At 42.8% G+C, this 17,050-nt stretch carries 16 protein-coding genes and 1 other annotated feature; of the genes, 12 read left to right on the top strand and 4 right to left on the bottom strand.

What is annotated here, in order from left to right:
- Positions 1-28 precede the first annotated feature (28 nt).
- From jag to rpmH, 3 genes are all read right to left on the bottom strand, one after another.
- Complete coding sequence (gene jag, locus ERX27_RS09000; protein ID WP_133432507.1) at positions 29-808, bottom strand: RNA-binding cell elongation regulator Jag/EloR; 780 nt, start codon at positions 806-808, stop codon at positions 29-31.
- An 11-nt stretch (positions 809-819) separates the two neighbouring features.
- Positions 820-1,167 carry a ribonuclease P protein component gene (gene rnpA, locus ERX27_RS09005; RefSeq protein ID WP_133432508.1) on the bottom strand — a complete coding sequence of 116 codons (348 nt, stop codon included), beginning with the start codon at positions 1,165-1,167 and terminating at the stop codon, positions 820-822.
- Between the two features lie 91 nt (positions 1,168-1,258).
- Positions 1,259-1,396: a 50S ribosomal protein L34 gene (gene rpmH, locus ERX27_RS09010; protein WP_133417655.1), complete on the bottom strand. Its 138-nt coding sequence runs from the start codon at positions 1,394-1,396 to the stop codon at positions 1,259-1,261.
- 472 nt (positions 1,397-1,868) lie between these two features.
- Between rpmH and dnaA the strand changes: the two genes are divergently transcribed.
- From dnaA to gyrA, 10 genes are all read left to right on the top strand, one after another.
- Complete coding sequence (dnaA, locus tag ERX27_RS09015; RefSeq protein WP_133432509.1) at positions 1,869-3,200, top strand: chromosomal replication initiator protein DnaA; 1,332 nt, start codon at positions 1,869-1,871, stop codon at positions 3,198-3,200.
- Between the two features lie 173 nt (positions 3,201-3,373).
- Positions 3,374-4,507: a DNA polymerase III subunit beta gene (gene dnaN, locus ERX27_RS09020; RefSeq protein ID WP_133432510.1), complete on the top strand. Its 1,134-nt coding sequence runs from the start codon at positions 3,374-3,376 to the stop codon at positions 4,505-4,507.
- A gap of 66 nt (positions 4,508-4,573) precedes the next feature.
- Complete coding sequence (locus ERX27_RS09025) at positions 4,574-5,470, top strand: ABC transporter ATP-binding protein (protein WP_133432511.1); 897 nt, start codon at positions 4,574-4,576, stop codon at positions 5,468-5,470.
- A complete protein-coding gene (locus tag ERX27_RS09030; RefSeq protein ID WP_133432512.1) occupies positions 5,463-6,683 on the top strand; it encodes an ABC transporter permease in 1,221 nt (406 codons plus the stop codon). The genes ERX27_RS09025 and ERX27_RS09030 overlap by 8 nt, the downstream gene beginning before the upstream one ends.
- A gap of 96 nt (positions 6,684-6,779) precedes the next feature.
- A complete protein-coding gene (locus ERX27_RS09035; RefSeq protein ID WP_133432513.1) occupies positions 6,780-7,442 on the top strand; it encodes a DsbA family protein in 663 nt (220 codons plus the stop codon).
- Positions 7,442-7,858, top strand: coding sequence for a disulfide oxidoreductase (locus tag ERX27_RS09040; protein WP_133432514.1), 417 nt, complete (start codon positions 7,442-7,444; stop codon positions 7,856-7,858). Before ERX27_RS09035 ends, ERX27_RS09040 begins: the two co-directional genes overlap by 1 nt.
- 110 nt (positions 7,859-7,968) lie before the next feature.
- Positions 7,969-8,193 (top strand): S4 domain-containing protein YaaA, encoded by a 225-nt coding sequence (yaaA, locus tag ERX27_RS09045; RefSeq protein ID WP_133432515.1) that lies wholly within the window; start codon positions 7,969-7,971, stop codon positions 8,191-8,193.
- The gene (gene recF / locus ERX27_RS09050) at positions 8,190-9,290 is read left to right on the top strand and encodes a DNA replication/repair protein RecF (RefSeq protein WP_133432516.1); all 1,101 of its coding nucleotides are present in this window, start codon (positions 8,190-8,192) and stop codon (positions 9,288-9,290) included. Before yaaA ends, recF begins: the two co-directional genes overlap by 4 nt.
- 9 nt (positions 9,291-9,299) lie before the next feature.
- On the top strand, positions 9,300-11,213 hold the full coding sequence (gyrB, locus tag ERX27_RS09055) for a DNA topoisomerase (ATP-hydrolyzing) subunit B (protein WP_208001778.1): 1,914 nt from the start codon (positions 9,300-9,302) through the stop codon (positions 11,211-11,213).
- Between the two features lie 11 nt (positions 11,214-11,224).
- On the top strand, positions 11,225-13,858 hold the full coding sequence (gene gyrA / locus ERX27_RS09060) for a DNA gyrase subunit A (protein ID WP_133432518.1): 2,634 nt from the start codon (positions 11,225-11,227) through the stop codon (positions 13,856-13,858).
- 43 nt (positions 13,859-13,901) lie between these two features.
- On the opposite strand, the gene ERX27_RS09065 is transcribed toward gyrA, so the two are convergent.
- Positions 13,902-14,714: an NAD(P)H-hydrate dehydratase gene (locus ERX27_RS09065; RefSeq protein ID WP_133432519.1), complete on the bottom strand. Its 813-nt coding sequence runs from the start codon at positions 14,712-14,714 to the stop codon at positions 13,902-13,904.
- Positions 14,715-14,800: 86 nt separating this feature from the next.
- Positions 14,801-14,987, top strand: a binding site (T-box leader).
- Between the two features lie 49 nt (positions 14,988-15,036).
- Between ERX27_RS09065 and serS the strand changes: the two genes are divergently transcribed.
- Both serS and ERX27_RS09075 read left to right on the top strand, forming a co-directional pair.
- Positions 15,037-16,311: a serine--tRNA ligase gene (gene serS, locus ERX27_RS09070; RefSeq protein WP_133432520.1), complete on the top strand. Its 1,275-nt coding sequence runs from the start codon at positions 15,037-15,039 to the stop codon at positions 16,309-16,311.
- Positions 16,312-16,475: 164 nt separating this feature from the next.
- Entirely contained in the window at positions 16,476-16,991 is a 516-nt protein-coding gene (locus ERX27_RS09075) for a YceI family protein (RefSeq protein ID WP_133432521.1), read from the top strand.
- The last annotated feature ends 59 nt before the right edge of the window (positions 16,992-17,050 follow it).

Genomic DNA, 17,050 nt, shown 5'->3' on the forward strand with positions numbered 1-17,050 from the left:
AAACAAAAGTTTTTAGAGTTAATCCTTTCTATTTTGATTTAATCACTAAATAGCGGTGAGGTTCGCGACCTTCTGAATAGGTTTCGATATTTTTCATTTTCATCAGAACTTGATGAATAATTTTTCTCTCATAATTAGGCATAGGTTCAAATTGAACAGGTTCCTGGCTTGTAAGTGCCTTCTGAGCCATATTAAGCGCCAGATTCTCGAGTGTCCCTTTGCGTTTCTCGCGATAGTTCTCAATATCAAGCATCACAGTCACATAGCCTTTATGAGTCTGCTGAAGATGCGTCTCTGCAACTGTCTGCAGGGCATTTAAAGTATGACCTCTTTTACCGATGATACGCGCTGCATCGACTGAATCAAGATTGATGCTGGCCTCATTGCTTTTTGTCGCAACGACACCGGTCGCCTCAATGCCCATATGCTTTAAAATCTGAATAAGATATTGAAGTGTCCCGTCAGCAGATGCAGACAGATCTTTTTTCGCTTTTTGTCTCTCTTCAGCTTGCTGAACAGGTTCTTCAATTACCTTTTCTTCTACTAATTCATCTGTAACAACTGCCGGTTCTTCTTCGTTACCAGCATTTTTCTGGATATTATCTTTCAGTTCTGTCAGCGTGTACCGCTTGAGTTCTGGATCGATAATAATCAGATTAACCACAGCGTCACGTCTGCCGATACCGAATAATCCTTTTTTCCCCGGGTCATCTACTTCAATCTTGACCTGCTGTTCACTGACATTTAAGCTGCTTAGTCCATTCTGTACCGCTTCTTCTACGGTTGTCCCTGTGAAAGTCTCCTGCATTCCAGCGCCTCCTATTTAATACGTTTATTAAATCCTTTGGCAATCTTCATGACATGTTCAAGGCTGTTATTGACTTCTTCTACTGACATATCAGCGGCAGGTTTTCTGGCTACAACGATAAAATCAGCAGCGATGATATCTTCTTTATGGCGAGTGAAGCTTTCTCTTATCGTTCTTTTAATCCGGTTACGAACGACCGCATTGCCGAGTTTCTTTGACACAGAGATACCTAGTCTGAAGTGCTCCGCTTCCTGCCTATCATATCGATAAATGACAAACTGCCGGTTCGCGACAGATTTTCCTTTTTTATAGACGCTCTGAAAATCTTCATTCTTTTTTATACGATAACTTTTTTCCAAGGTTTTCACTCAATTCTGCCGCATGTTTTATCCAATTATACTAAATGGCTATGCGTATTTAAACAAAAAAAAGACCACTGCAAGAGTGATCTTAAGCTGATAATACTTTTCTGCCTTTACGACGGCGACGAGCAAGAACTCTACGGCCGTTTTTAGTGCTCATACGTGCACGGAAACCGTGAACTTTACTATGTTTACGTTTATTTGGTTGATAAGTACGTTTTACCACTTAGGACACCTCCTATTTGCTTATTCATCTATTTTTCACGTGTATGTGATTGACAGTAACTACTGAAGTATAGCAAATTACACAAAACTCTGCAAGTTTAACTTAAGATCAACGACTATTAAAGTTATCCACTTATTCACAGCCTGCCATTCCATTATTGTGGATAAAATTTTCGCTCTCTTTTTTATTCACAGGTCAAAAATATAATCATCCTCAAATCCACATATCTGGATAACTCTCTTTGTGCACAATCGCTACTTTGTGGATAACTTCAGTTAGCTATTGATATTACTCACTTTATTTGCTATCATTTTGTTTATATTTCTTGTGGAAAACTAATAGCACTGCTCATGTTATCCACAAAGTGTGGATAGTTTGTGGATAGTTATCCATAAGCTGTTTTTAACATTATACACAGCTTTTGATACTGTGTATAACTAAAATAAAAATTTTTTAAAGAAAGAGGTCCGCTATGAGTGGTATTGATTCAATATGGTCGTCAGTCCTGCAAAATCTCGAAAAAAAGCTGTCTGCTCCTAGTTATCAGACATGGTTCGTCAATACAAAACTAAAGACGCTCAATAATCATCACATCATTATTGAAGCGCCCACTGCCTTTAATGCAGACTGGCTCATCAAAAACTATGTGCCAGTCATACAGGAGACTATTCAGGAGACTATCGGTGAAACAATAGCTGTCAAAATCATCTCTAATGGTGACACAGAGGAACTGACAGATCCTGAACCTGAACCCGTTAAACAAACAGAAAGTGAAGTACTTCCTAATCAGCTGAACGTCGATAATACATTCGATACTTTTGTTATCGGCAGTGGTAACCGTTTCAGTCATGCTGCCTCACTCGCTGTAGCTGAAGCACCTGCAAAAGCCTATAATCCGTTATTCATCTATGGTGGCGTCGGATTAGGAAAGACCCATCTTATGCATGCTATCGGTCATTATGTCATGGAACATAAGGATAATGCGCAGGTCGTTTATACTTCGAGTGAAAAGTTCACCAATGAATTCATCAACTCAATCAAGGACAATAAAACAGAAGAATTCCGTTCTAAATATCGTAATGTCGATGTTCTCCTTATTGACGATATTCAGTTCCTCGCTGGTAAAGAATCAACACAGGAAGAGTTCTTCCATACTTTCAACGAGCTGCATCAGAATCATAAACAGATCGTTATATCAAGCGACCGGGCACCTAAAGAGATACCGACATTAGAAGATCGTCTGCGCTCCCGATTTGAATGGGGCTTAATCACAGACGTGACACCACCTGACCTCGAGACGCGTATCGCGATTTTACGCAAAAAATCAGAAGAAGAAAACATCGAAATCCCTAATGAAGCAATGCTTTATATCGCGAGCCAGATTCATTCCAATATCAGAGAACTTGAAGGGGCGCTTACACGTGTCAGTGCTTATTCCAAGCTGGTTAAACGCGAACTGACACCTGATCTTGTAGCGGAAGCACTTAAAGACATCATCGCGACCAGCAAACCTAAGAAAATAAGTATTCAGGACATCCAGACGATTGTCGGTGCTTATTACAATGTCAGACTCGAAGATTTCACTGCTAAAAAACGAACAAAGTCCATCGCCTTTCCCCGTCAGATAGCCATGTATCTTGCCCGTGAATTGACGGATTATTCTCTCCCTAAAATCGGTGAGGAGTTCGGGGGACGTGACCATACAACGGTCATTCATGCTCATGAAAAAATCAAAACGCAGATTGAAAATGATGAAAAATTAGCGAAAGAAATCAAAAACCTGGAACAGGAGATTCTCGGCTAACATGTGGATAACAGTGAATAAAGTGAGCAGCCTTATGCACACTTTATTCACATGTGGATATCTATAGGCTGTAGGAAAAATCGCACTTATCCACCTATTCACACCCCCTATTACTATTATTACGATTTTAAAAGATATAAAATATATATATAACGACGATAAGGAGTAACGATATGAAATTCACAATCCAAAGAGATTATTTCATCAATCAATTAAATGACACATTAAAAGCCATTTCACCTCGAACAACGTTACCCATCCTGACAGGTATCAAAATTGATGCGACTGATAACGGACTTGTACTGACAGGTTCAGATTCAGAAGTTTCTATTGAAATCACGATTCCAGCTGAACTGAATCATGAACAGATTGTAATGATTCAGGATAAAGGATCTATCGTATTGCCAGGCCGCTTCTTTGTAGATATCATCAAGAAGTTGCCTGCTGCTGATGTGACGATTGATACGAATGCACAATTCCAGGCAAAAATTACTTCTGGTCAGTCAGAATTCAATGTTTCAGGGTTAAATCCAGATCAATATCCATTATTACCGCAAGTTTCTGAAGACAGCGTCATTACTTTACCGGTTAAAGTTCTTAAAAACATGATTCGACAAACCAATTTCGCAGTGTCCACCTCAGAAACACGACCTGTACTGACAGGTGTTAACTGGGTGATTCAGGATAATGTTCTCAGCTGTACTGCAACAGATTCACATCGACTGGCGCTCCGTCGTCTGCCGCTCGAAAATAATACGATTGAAAATATCAACGTTATCATTCCAGGTAAGGCATTAAACGAGCTCAACAAGATCATCAGTGACGAAGATGAATCAGTAGATGTCTTCTTTGCTTCTAACCAGGTGCTCTTCAAAGTCGGACACGTACATTTCATTTCCCGTCTATTAGAAGGCAATTACCCGGATACGAGCCGCCTGTTCCCTGAAAGCTATGAGACTTCACTTACTATTGATAATCATGAGTTCTTCCATGCCATAGACCGTGCGTCACTGTTAGCACGCGAGGGCGGTAACAATGTCATCAAATTATCAACAGCAAGCGAACATGTTGAACTGTCTTCTACTTCTCCTGAAATCGGAACGGTAAAAGAAGAAGTGAAGACTTCAAAATTTGAAGGACAGGAACTTAAAATTTCTTTTAACTCGAAATATATGATGGATGCGCTGAAAGCGATCGATAACAGCGACGTAAACGTTGAATTTTTTGGTACGATGCGTCCTTTTATCCTGAAACCACAAGATGATGACAATGTTATCCAGCTTATTCTGCCGATCAGAACTTATTAATATTGAACCTATGCTATCCGGCATAGGTCTTTTTTTGTTAATATAAAATGGAAGGGGTGGGTTTTTATGTTAAATGTCCAAAACGTGACGAAACAATTTGGAAAATTTACAGCTGTCGATCAGTTATCTTTTGAAGTGCCATCTGGCGAGATGCTTGGCTTTTTAGGCGGCAACGGTGCAGGAAAGACTACGACATTCAGAATGATTCTCGGCTTACTTGAGCGTGATGCCGGCGAGATTACTTACAAAGGTCAGCCGATTACATATGCGGTAACCGACCATATCGGTTATCTGCCTGAAGAACGAGGGCTGAATCCTAAGCTTAAAGTATCTGAGCAGCTGACTTATCTTGCGAGTTTAAAGGGCATGAAAAAGGCGGATATAAAACGCGAGATTGATTACTGGCTCGAACGTTTTGAAGTAACAGAAAATAAGGAGAAAAAAATTGAAGCGTTATCTAAAGGAAACCAGCAGAAGATTCAGCTCATCGGAGCGATTATCCATCAGCCTGATCTGCTGATTTTAGATGAACCATTCAGTGGACTTGATCCAGTCAATGTGGAGCTGCTGAAATCAGCCGTCAAAGAAATCAATGATAAAGGTGCCACCATCATATTCAGTTCTCATCGCATGGAGCACGTCGAGGAAATGTGTGACAGAGTCTGTATTCTGGATAGAGGAAAAACGGTGGTGGAAGGTAATATCCAGCAGGTGAAGCAGGATTTCGGTCGTAAAGAAATCATCATCAGAGGGGCACACGACTTTACTTCTCTTGAAGCGATTCCGGGTGTCATCGGCTATAAAGCGAGCCGTCACGGTGTCAATTTGACCATCAATGATATTCAGGTCGCACCTGTGGTATTTGAAGCGGTCAGTCGTCTGGGTTACGTCTCTCGCTTTGAAGTAGCAGAACCGTCTCTTAACGATATATTCCTCGCAAAGGTGGGACACCAGCATGACTAAATTTATGACAACTTTTTCAATGACCTATCTGAAAAAAGTAACCAGTAAATCATTTATCATTACGACGCTTATCCTGATGCTCATTGTCATCGCACTGAGCAATATAGACAAAGTGATTGATTTCTTTGATCACAGCGAGGATGAAGTGACAGCTGTGGCAGCAGATAAAGATCTGCAGAATGCCTTTATCGCCGCCTATAAGCAGGCCGATAAAGACCGAAAAATTGAGAAAGTAACACTGACAGAAGGTAAAAAAGGTGTAGAAGATGATCGTTTCAAACAGCTGATTGACATTAAAGAGTCTGACGGCAAACTGAAAGCTACCCTCTACTCAAAGGACGGCGGCGATAGAGCAGCCGTAGAACCGGTGCTTACGAGTCTGCAGTCGAGCAGAGTTGCTCAGACTCTGGATTTGACACCTGCTGAAGTGACTGCCCTGACAGCACCGGCAGACATCAATGAGACGTTGCTCGGCCAGCAGAAGAATGAAGTGGATGATAGTGAGAAATTCATCAATACAGCGGTAGTCTATATCGGTCTGTTCCTGATTTTCATGATTTCACTTAATTATGCCAATCAGATTGCCACTGAGATTGCGATGGAAAAATCATCGCGTGTCATCGAAATGATTGTGACGAGCGTGTCACCGGTCAATCACATGATGGCTAAAATAGTCGCGATCATCGCGGTTGCATTGACGCAGATTCTTGCCGTGGCGTTAACGATTTTAGTCTGTCTCTATGCTTTTGATCTGAAAGACGTACTTCAATCATTTGACCTGAGCTTCGGCCCGGGGACAGTCCGCGTTATTATCTATGCGGTTATCTTCCTGCTGCTCGGCCTTCTGATGAATGTCAGTGTCTCTGCGATCATCGGCGCATTGACCAATCGCGTCGAAGATATTGCGCAGGCGGTGATGCCGGTGACATTTATCAATCTGGCGGCATTCTATATCGCAATCTTCAATCTGACGACACCTGACAATATGCTCGTCAAAGTGACAAGCTATATCCCGTTCTTTACCCCTATCGTCATGCTGCTGAGGACGTTATCCAGCCAGACAGGCGACTTTGAGATTATTGCAGGGATTATCATCTCTATCATTACTATCGTCCTGTCCCTATTGCTGGCCGCCCGTATTTATAAAGGCAGTGTATTCAGCTATGGAAAAGGGCTGGTTAACAACTTCAGACAGGCGCTGACCATGAAATAACTTTGTCACAAAATCTTAACGATTACGCACTTTCTAAAGCATGCTCTTTAGTATAAAATTTATACTGTAACTTACATCAATTTTGAGGAGTATGTCATGAAGAATAAAGGAAATATGATATTTGCAATGATTTTAGCAGTTATTGCCATCGGCGCGATTGCAGCGATGATTATTTTCAATCAGGGTAACGATTCAGATACAACTGATTCATCTGCGAAAGCGGTTGATATAGATGTCAAAGGTCAACCGATGATGGGTGACGAGAAAGCCCCTGTAACAATTGTTGAGTTCGGTGATTACTTATGCCCGGCCTGCCGATTCTTTGATACAGAAATTCAGCCAGAAATCATTAAAGATTATATTGATAAAGGCGATGCGAAGATGTATTTCGTCAATACACCTTTCCACGGCGCTGATTCTCTGAAAGGCGCACGTGCTGCTGAATATGTCTGGAAGAACCATCCGGATCAATTCTGGGATTTCCATAATGGTTTATTTGAGGCACAGCCGACTTCTCATACAGAAGGTGAAAGCTGGTTAACAGATGCTGTTATTAAAGAACAGGCGGACAAAGCGGGGATTAAAGATACTGCTAAAGTTGCGCAGTCTAAAGAAGATGCAGCGGTGAAGCATGATATCGACCTCTATAAAAAGCATGGTGTTGTACAGACCCCTACGGTTTTCGTCAACGGTAAAATGGTCAGCAACCCACTTGAACTGGAAACGATGAAAAAAGCGATTGATGAGGCGAAAAAATAATGCAGAGGAACAACCTGTTCTTCTTTGCAGCATGGATTGTGTCCATTGTCGCGATGCTCGGCAGTCTGTTCTTCTCTGAAATCAGACATTTTGTGCCGTGTGAGATGTGCTGGTATCAGCGGATACTGATGTATCCACTCGTGCTGGTGCTGGGCTTTGCAGCATTACGTGAAGATTACCACATGAAGTATTTAATCATGATGTTTTCAATCATAGGTCTTTGCTTCTCGGTCTATCACTACATGGAACAGAAAGTGCCAGGCTTTGCATCCGTTAAACCTTGTGTCGGCGGAGTGCCATGCAGTACGCAGTACATCAACTGGGGTGGTTTCATCACGATTCCATTCCTGGCTGGAACAGCATTTCTTCTCATTACGATCTGTATGCTGCTCGTTAAACGACCTGTACAAAAATAACTCGAAGCGATGGAATATCCATCGCTTCTTTTTTGTCTTTAAGACATGCAATTTTAGCAAAAAAAAGGTATAATTATATGATGACTTAAATGGATAGGAGGAACCGTGACATGGTGAAACAAGTCGAATTTGACAGTATAGTAACGCTCGGTCAGCTGCTGAAATCAGAGGGCATAATCGGGACAGGCGGACAGGCAAAATGGTTTTTACAGGAAAACACGGTCTACCTGAACGGCACGCTTGAAACAAGACGAGGAAAGAAACTTGCACAGAACGACATCGTGGATATTGAAGGTGAGGGCAAGTTTAAGATTTCTTATTCTGCTGAAGGATGAAATTAAAACACCTCGACCTGACCCATTTTCGTAATTATGACAAGGTGTCGCTCGATTTCCATGACGAAGTGAATGTCCTGATTGGCTCAAATGCGCAAGGTAAGACTAATCTGCTGGAAGCTATCTATTGTCTCGCTCTGGCTAAAAGTCATCGTGCGACGCAGGATAAAGAGCTGATTCAGTGGCAGGCGGACTTTGCTCTCATTGAAGGCGAGCTTGAATATCGTTACGGAACCATGCCGCTTTCTCTTCAGATTTCTGCGAAAGGAAAGAAAGCGAAAGCCAATCATCTTGAACAAAGCAAGCTGACTCAGTACGTCGGTCATATGAATGTCGTCTTATTCGCGCCGGAGGACCTCAGTCTTGTAAAAGGCAGTCCACAGGTCAGACGACGCTTCATCGATATCGAAATTGGCCAGATCTCTGCTGTCTATTTAAACGATCTCTCCAATTATCAGCGGATTCTTAAACAGAAGAACCATTATCTTAAGCAGCTGAAGTCAGCAGGCGGCGACCGGACAATGCTGGAAGTGCTTAATCAGCAGTTTGCGGAGTATGCGGCTAAGCTGACGCTAAGAAGACAGCAGTTCATTGCTCAGCTGGAAGAAAAAGCGAATGAAATTCATCGCGGTATTACGAAAGATAAAGAAAATCTCAAGATTCATTATGATGCGAGTCTGAAGATAACAGAGGATATGGTAGAGGAAACGTATAACCAACTTTCAGCTGTGATGGACCGGGAAATCGACCGCATGACGAGTCTGTACGGCCCCCATCGTGATGACCTGTCCTTCACCATCAATGATATTGATGTTCAGACATACGGCTCTCAGGGCCAGCAACGGACAACGGCTCTATCCATGAAGCTTGCAGAAATTGAATTAATTAACGAAGAAGTCGGAGAATATCCGATTTTATTATTGGATGACGTACTCAGTGAACTGGATGACAGCAGACAAACACACCTGCTGTCGACGATACAGCATAAAGTACAGACATTTGTGACGACGACTTCAGTGGACGGTATTGAACATGAAACAATACAGGAGGCAAAGCTATTCTTTGTCGACCAAGGCAGTATAACTAATAAAGAGTAGGTGACGTGTGTGGAACAGAATTTAGATCAGTACGGCGCAGATCAGATACAGGTCCTTGAAGGACTGGAAGCGGTACGTAAAAGACCGGGGATGTATATTGGTTCGACTTCAGCAAGAGGATTACACCATCTTGTCTGGGAGATTGTCGATAACAGTATCGATGAAGCGCTCGCCGGCTACGCAGATCACATCGTAGTGACGATAGAAAAAGACAACTGGGTTCGTGTCCAGGATAATGGACGTGGTATTCCAGTCGATATGCATAAAAAAATGGGCCGCCCTGCAGTGGAAGTCATCTTAACAGTCCTTCATGCCGGCGGTAAGTTTGGCGGCGGCGGTTACAAAGTTTCAGGCGGGCTGCACGGTGTAGGTTCATCAGTCGTTAACGCATTATCAAGCACGCTTGAAGTATACGTTCATCAGGACGGTAAAGTATATCACCAGGCCTATCATAAAGGGGTACCTGCATTTGACCTGAAAGTCGTCGATGAGACAGATAAAACAGGGACAGTCATCCGTTTTAAGGCAGATCCTGAAATCTTTACGGAAACAACAGAGTATGATTACGAAACATTGCAGCAGCGTATTCGTGAACTCGCCTTTTTGAATAAAGGCATTAAAATAGAAATCAATGATGAACGCAACGAAGAAGGCAGAAGCGATGAATACTTCTATGAAGGCGGTATTCGCTCATATGTTGAAATGCTGAATGAAAATAAAGAAGTTTTATATCCTGAACCGATTTATATTCATGCATCACGTGACGTGGTAGAAGTCGAAATCGCCCTACAGTACAACACAGGTTACGCGACGAACCTTCTGTCTTACGCCAACAATATTCATACTTATGAAGGTGGTACACATGAAGAAGGCTTCAGACGTGCTTTAACACGTATCATCAACAACTACGGCTCAAAAAACAAACTGATTAAAGACAGCGATGAAAAACTGACAGGTGAAGATGTGCGTGAAGGCTTAGTGGCCGTTGTCTCTATCAAGCATGAGGATCCGCAGTTCGAAGGTCAGACCAAGACGAAACTCGGTAACTCTGAAGTGCGTCAGCTTACGGATTCACTGTTTGCGGAACATTTTGAACGTTTCTTATACGAAAACCCTCAAGTAGCCCGCATTATTGTAGACAAAGGTATCATGGCTTCCCGTGCGCGTCTTGCAGCTAAGAAAGCCCGTGAAGTGACGCGTCGTAAAACGGCGCTTGATGTCGCAAGTCTGCCAGGTAAACTTGCTGACTGCTCAAGTAAATCACCGGAAGAAAGCGAACTCTTCATCGTAGAGGGAGACTCTGCCGGCGGTTCAGCGAAATCAGGTCGTAATTCTAAGACGCAGGCCATTCTGCCGCTTCGAGGTAAAATTCTGAACGTAGAAAAAGCACGTCTCGATAAAATACTGGGCAATAATGAGGTCCGTTCTATGATCACAGCAATGGGGACAGGCATCGGCGGAGAGTTTGATATCGCGAAAGCCCGTTATCACAAAATCGTCATCATGACTGATGCCGATGTGGATGGCGCACATATCAGAACGCTGCTGTTGACTTTCTTCTACCGGTTCATGCGTCCGTTGATTGATGCAGGCTATATTTATATCGCACAGCCACCGCTCTACAAAGTAGAACAAGGGAAAAAGACATATTATGTCTACAATGACCGTGAACTCGACAGACTCCGCAGTGAGCTGCCGGCGACACCTAAATTACAGCTTGCCCGCTACAAAGGTTTAGGTGAGATGAATGCCGACCAGTTATGGGAGACAACAATGAATCCAGAGAACAGAAGCATGTTACAGGTGACTTTAACAGATGCTATTGAAGCGGATCAGACATTTGAAATGCTGATGGGTGATGTAGTGGAGTATCGCCGCCAGTTTATTGAGGAAAATGCTCAATACGCGACATTAGACGTATAGGAGGCGCCGAAATGGCTGAAAACAACGAAAGAGTACAGGAAAGAAATATCAGTAGGGAAATGCGCGAATCATTCCTTGATTACGCGATGAGCGTTATCGTGGCACGTGCATTACCTGATGTTCGTGATGGCATGAAACCCGTGCATCGTCGTATTCTGTACGGCATGAATGACCAGGGCATGACATCAGACAAACCTTACAAGAAGTCAGCACGTATCGTCGGGGACGTCATGGGTAAATATCACCCGCACGGTGACTCTTCTATTTACGAAGCGATGGTCCGTATGGCGCAGGACTTCAGCTATCGTTATCCATTAGTCGACGGACAAGGGAACTTCGGTTCTATGGACGGCGACGGTGCTGCTGCCATGCGTTATACAGAAGCACGTATGACGAAGCTTGCGATGGAAATGATGCGTGATATCAACAAAGATACGATTGATTTTACAGATAACTATGACGGTAATGAACGTGAACCCGTTGTCTTACCTGCCCGATTCCCTAACCTGCTGGTCAATGGTACGTCAGGGATTGCGGTCGGTATGGCGACAAATATTCCGCCGCATAATATGACGGAAGTCATCGATGGCGTTCTTGCCCTCAGTCATAATCCGGATATTACCATTCCGGAACTGATGGATTACATCCACGGCCCGGATTTTCCGACTGCCGGTCTTATTTTAGGACGTAGTGGTATTCGTCGTGCATATGAAACAGGACGTGGCTCAGTTATTATGCGTGCGAAGACATTGATTGAAACACGTAGTAACGGCAAAGAGACAATCGTCGTGACAGAGATTCCGTATCAGGTCAATAAGGCGAAGCTCGTCGAGAAGATTGCGGAGCTTGCACGTGATAAGAAAATCGACGGCATTACTGACTTACGTGACGAGACGAGTTTGAAAGAAGGCGTCAGAATCGTGATCGATGTCCGTCGTGATGCGAATGCAAATGTCATTTTGAACAATCTGTACAAACTGACGCCTCTGCAGACGACGTTTGGTATGAATATGCTTGCTATCGTCAACCAGAAGCCTGAAGTCTTGAATCTGAAACAGATGCTTTATCATTATCTGGAACATCAGAAAGTCGTTATTCGTCGTCGTACAGTCTATAACCTGAAAAAAGCAGAAGACCGTGCGCATCTTCTTGAAGGTCTTCGTATTGCGCTCGATAATATCGACCGTATTATTGAACTGATCCGTGCTTCAGAGAATGATCACGTCGCTATCAGTGAGCTGCAGTCACAGTTCAGCCTGTCGGAACGTCAGGCACAGGCTATTCTTGATATGCGTCTTCGCAGATTGACAGGACTTGAACGCGACAAGATTGAAGCAGAATACCAGGAACTGATGAAATACATTGCAGAACTGAAAGAAATTCTTGCAGATGAAGAACGTATTTTAGAGATTATCCGCGAGGAACTGACTGAAATCAAAGAGAAATTCGGCGATGGCCGTCGTACTGAGATTACAGTCGGTGGTTACGATGTGCTGGAAGATGAAGACTTGATTCCGGAAGACCATGTCGTGATCACACTTAGCCATAATAACTATATCAAGCGTCTGTCTGCATCTACTTATCGTGCGCAGAACCGCGGCGGCCGCGGCGTACAAGGAATGAATACGATTGAGGATGACTTTGTCAGCCAGATCGTCACAACTTCTACGCATGACAACGTCCTCTTCTTCACGAATAAAGGACGCGTCTATAAGCTGAAAGGTTACGAGATTCCAGAGCTATCAAGACAGTCTAAAGGGATTCCAATCGTCAATGCACTGGAACTTGAAAAAGACGAAAGTATCAGCCAGATGATTGCTGTAAAGAATCTGAACCGTGAAGATGCCTTTATCATCTTTGCGACAAAAAAAGGTCTCGTCAAACGATCAAGTCTGTCGAACTTTGCACGTATCAATAAAAACGGTAAGATCGCCATCAATTTCCGTGAAGACGATGAATTAGTCGGTGTCCGTTTATCTGAAGGCGGCAACCAGCTGATCATCGGTACGAAAAATGCCTCACTCGTTCGCTTTGAAGAAGAATCACTGCGCCCGCTTGGCCGAACAGCTGCCGGGGTTAAAGGGATTACGCTTCGCGCAGGCGATGAAGTGATAGGCCTCGATGTCGTCAGACCGGATAGTGAAGAAGAGATTCTCGTTGTAACTGATAAAGGTTATGGTAAACGGACAACGGTAACGGATTATCGTGTCTCTAACCGTAGCGGTATGGGTATTAAAACGGCGACACTCACAGAACGAAATGGTTCTCTTGTCTATTTCGCGACAGTAACAGGCGATGAAGATTTAATGATTGTTACAGATAAAGGGGTCATCATCCGCTTAGATGTGAATTCTATTTCCCGTACAGGACGTAGCACACAAGGCGTGAAACTGATCCGTCTGTCAGATGATCAGTTTGTTGCGACTGTTGCAAAAGTAGAAAAAGAGGAAGAAGAAGTCGTGGCACCACAGGAAGAAAACCTGACAGAATTATCCCAGGAAAAAATGGATGCAGAAATTGAACGAGAAAATGGACATCTAGTCGAAGAAACAGAAGAGCAGACTGAAGAAGAAGAAACAGATATCTTTGAAGACAGTGAAGATGTGGATACACTAGACTCAATCCGCAATCAGGAAAACAACTAGTATTTCCTGAGAAATAAATAAGGATGATGCCGAGGCATCATCCTTATTTTGATTCCAGTTTTTTCATCATGAACGGAATTTCATTGATAATCATGGACGGAGGTGTGACGTACATGGTCTGTGATAACTGATCCCCAATCTTGCTGTGGATGTAGACCGCGTATTTAATCGCTTCTTCTGTATCGAACTGACCGATAAAACCTGCTATCATACCGGCGAGTGTGTCACCCATGCCGCCTGTCGCCATTGCAGGATTACCTTTATCAATTTTATAGTCCCCTGTCTTCAGATAAAGTTCGGTATGATGTTTTTTTAGGATGACGTGCGCGCCCAGTTCATCGGCCACCTGACGGTTTTTCTCAGGCGTCTGGTCATCGATCTGAATGCCGCTCAGTCTTTCCCACTCCATCTGGTGCGGTGTAAATATCACTTCGCAGTCCGGCAGTGATAGACGCAATTTACTGAAGATAGTGATCGCATCCCCGTCGATAATGATCGTCTGATGCGGCTGAATATGCTGCAGGATAAAAGTCAGTGTGTTATTACCTTTAATATCAAGGCCAAGTCCCGGACCGACGAGAATACAATCTGCCTCGGTCACGAGTTTAGTCAGTCGCTTAATGTCACTTAAATCGCTGACCATTGCTTCCGGACAGCGGGAATGAAGTGCCGTATGATTGGACTGGTGCGTACAGACAGTTGTCAGACCGCCTCCGCTATAGACGCATGCGCGTGACGACAGCATGATAGAACCGCCCATGTTCTGATTGCCGCCGATCAACAGGATACGGCCGTAATCGCCTTTATGAGACTGATCTTCGCGTTTTGGAATAGTAATGCTGTCAATTGTTTGCATATAAGGCTCCCTTAAATTTAATATCATCATTTTAACAGAATAGTTTGCATTCTTAAAGTTTGTCTGATAATATATAGACAACTTAATAATAAATTGTCTCGGAATAAGTACTTTCTTCTTCTTTCAAAGAGAGTCAGTGGTGGGTGTGAACTGACAAAGAACAGAAACGAAATCTATCCGATTAAGCAGACAATCGGTCTAACCGTTATGTTAATGGAGTGAACAGCTTCGGCTGTTAATTAGGGTGGCAACGCGTAATACCACGTCCCTTTCAAGGGATGTGGTATTTTTTTGTCCCCAAAAATAAAAAGGAGGCAATACAATGTTAGATATCAAAATGTTTAGAACTGAACCTGATTTCGTGAAAAAGAAACTTGAAATGCGTGGTATTGATACTTCCCTTGTTGAGAAAATCGTTGAACTTGATAAGAAAGCCCGTGAACTGACACAACAGACTGAAGAACTGAAAGCAAAACGTAACAAAGCAAGTGAAGAAATTGCCCTTAAAAAACGTAACAAAGAAAATGCAGACGATGCTATTGAAGCAATGCGCGTCGTAGGTGACGATATCAAGAAAATTGATGTGGAACTCAATCAGCTGAATGCAGACATCAAGCTTGAGCTGTCAAGCATCCCGAACTTAGTAAGTAACGAAACACCGTTTGGTAAAGATGAAGACGAGAACGTTGAAGTCCGCAAATGGGGAACACCACGTGAGTTTGACTTTGAAGCGAAAGCACACTGGGATATCGTGGAAGATTTAAAAATGGCAGATTTCGACCGTGCTGCAAAAGTTTCTGGCGCACGTTTTGCCTTCCTGACACGTGACGGAGCGCGTTTAGAGCGTGCGCTTTATAACTTCATGCTTGACCTGCACACAAAAGAACACGGTTACCAGGAGATGGTAACTCCACAACTTGTCAATGCAGATTCTATGTATGGTACAGGACAGCTGCCGAAGTTTGAAGAAGACTTATTCAAGATTGAAAAAGAAGGTCTTTATGCGATTCCGACATCTGAAGTCCCTCTGACAAACTACTATCGCAATGAAATCATGGACGTTAATCAGTTTCCGGTGAAATTTACTGCTCTGACAGCATGTTTCCGTTCTGAAGCAGGTTCTGCTGGCCGTGATACACGTGGATTAATCCGTATGCACCAGTTCAACAAAGTAGAGATGGTCCGTTTTGAGTTACCTGAGAACTCTTATGCAGCGCTGGAAGAAATGACAGCGAACGGTGAAAAAGTCCTTCAGTTACTGAATATTCCTTATCGTACCATCGCTTTATGTTCTGGAGATATCGGTTTTGGCGCTGCGAAGACTTATGATATTGAAGTCTGGTTGCCAAGTTATGATGCCTATAAAGAGATCAGCTCATGCTCTAACATGACTGACTTCCAGGCACGTCGTTCTAACATCCGCTTCAAACGTGAAAAAGATGGTAAAACAGAATACGTTCATACACTGAATGGTTCAGGACTGGCAGTCGGCCGTACATTTGCTGCTGTTGTCGAAAACTATCAGAATGAAGATGGTACGATTACAGTGCCGGAAGCCCTTGTTCCTTACATGGGTGGTCAGACAGTCATCAAATAACATCAATCCCTCTACAACTAGTAGAGGGATTTTTGGTGTATTAATACATTTTTAAATGGGTATATAAAAAAGTAAAAGAAAATCCGCCTTTTTACTTGAATATAAAAAATATATCTGATATATTAAATATATCAAATAAATAAAAAACGAAAGAGGTTATTCAAATGACAAACTTCAAATTAGATCCAGTACACAGCTCAGTTGCTTTTTCAATCAAACATTTAATGGTTTCTAAAGTTAAAGGTGAGTTCAAAGAATTCGACGGAGAATTATCAGGAGATGTGAGCGATGTTTCTTCATTACAGTTCAAAGGTTCTGTAAAAGTAGACTCTATCGATACTCGCAATGCTGATCGTGATGGTCACTTAAAATCAGCTGATTTCTTCGACGCTGAACAATACCCGGAAATCACTTTCGTTTCTAAATCAATCACTGACTCTAAAGTAACAGGTGATTTAACAATCAAAGGTGAAACGCGCGAAGAAACATTCGATATTGAACATAATGGTGTTTCTAAAAACCCGATGTCTGGTGGACAAGTTACAGGTATCATCGTAACAGGTAAAATCAACCGTGAAGATTATGGCATTACTTGGAACCAGGCGCTTGAAACAGGCGGCGTAATGGTAAGTAAAGATGTAGCGTTCGAAGTTGGTTTAGAATTCGCAATCGAAGAATAGAAATAGGTTTAAGCCATGCAGATGCATGGCTTTTTTGTCGTTGTGTGGATACATTGAGC

Source organism: Macrococcus brunensis, from assembly GCF_004359615.1.
GTDB classification, from domain to species: Bacteria; Bacillota; Bacilli; order Staphylococcales; family Staphylococcaceae; genus Macrococcus; species Macrococcus brunensis.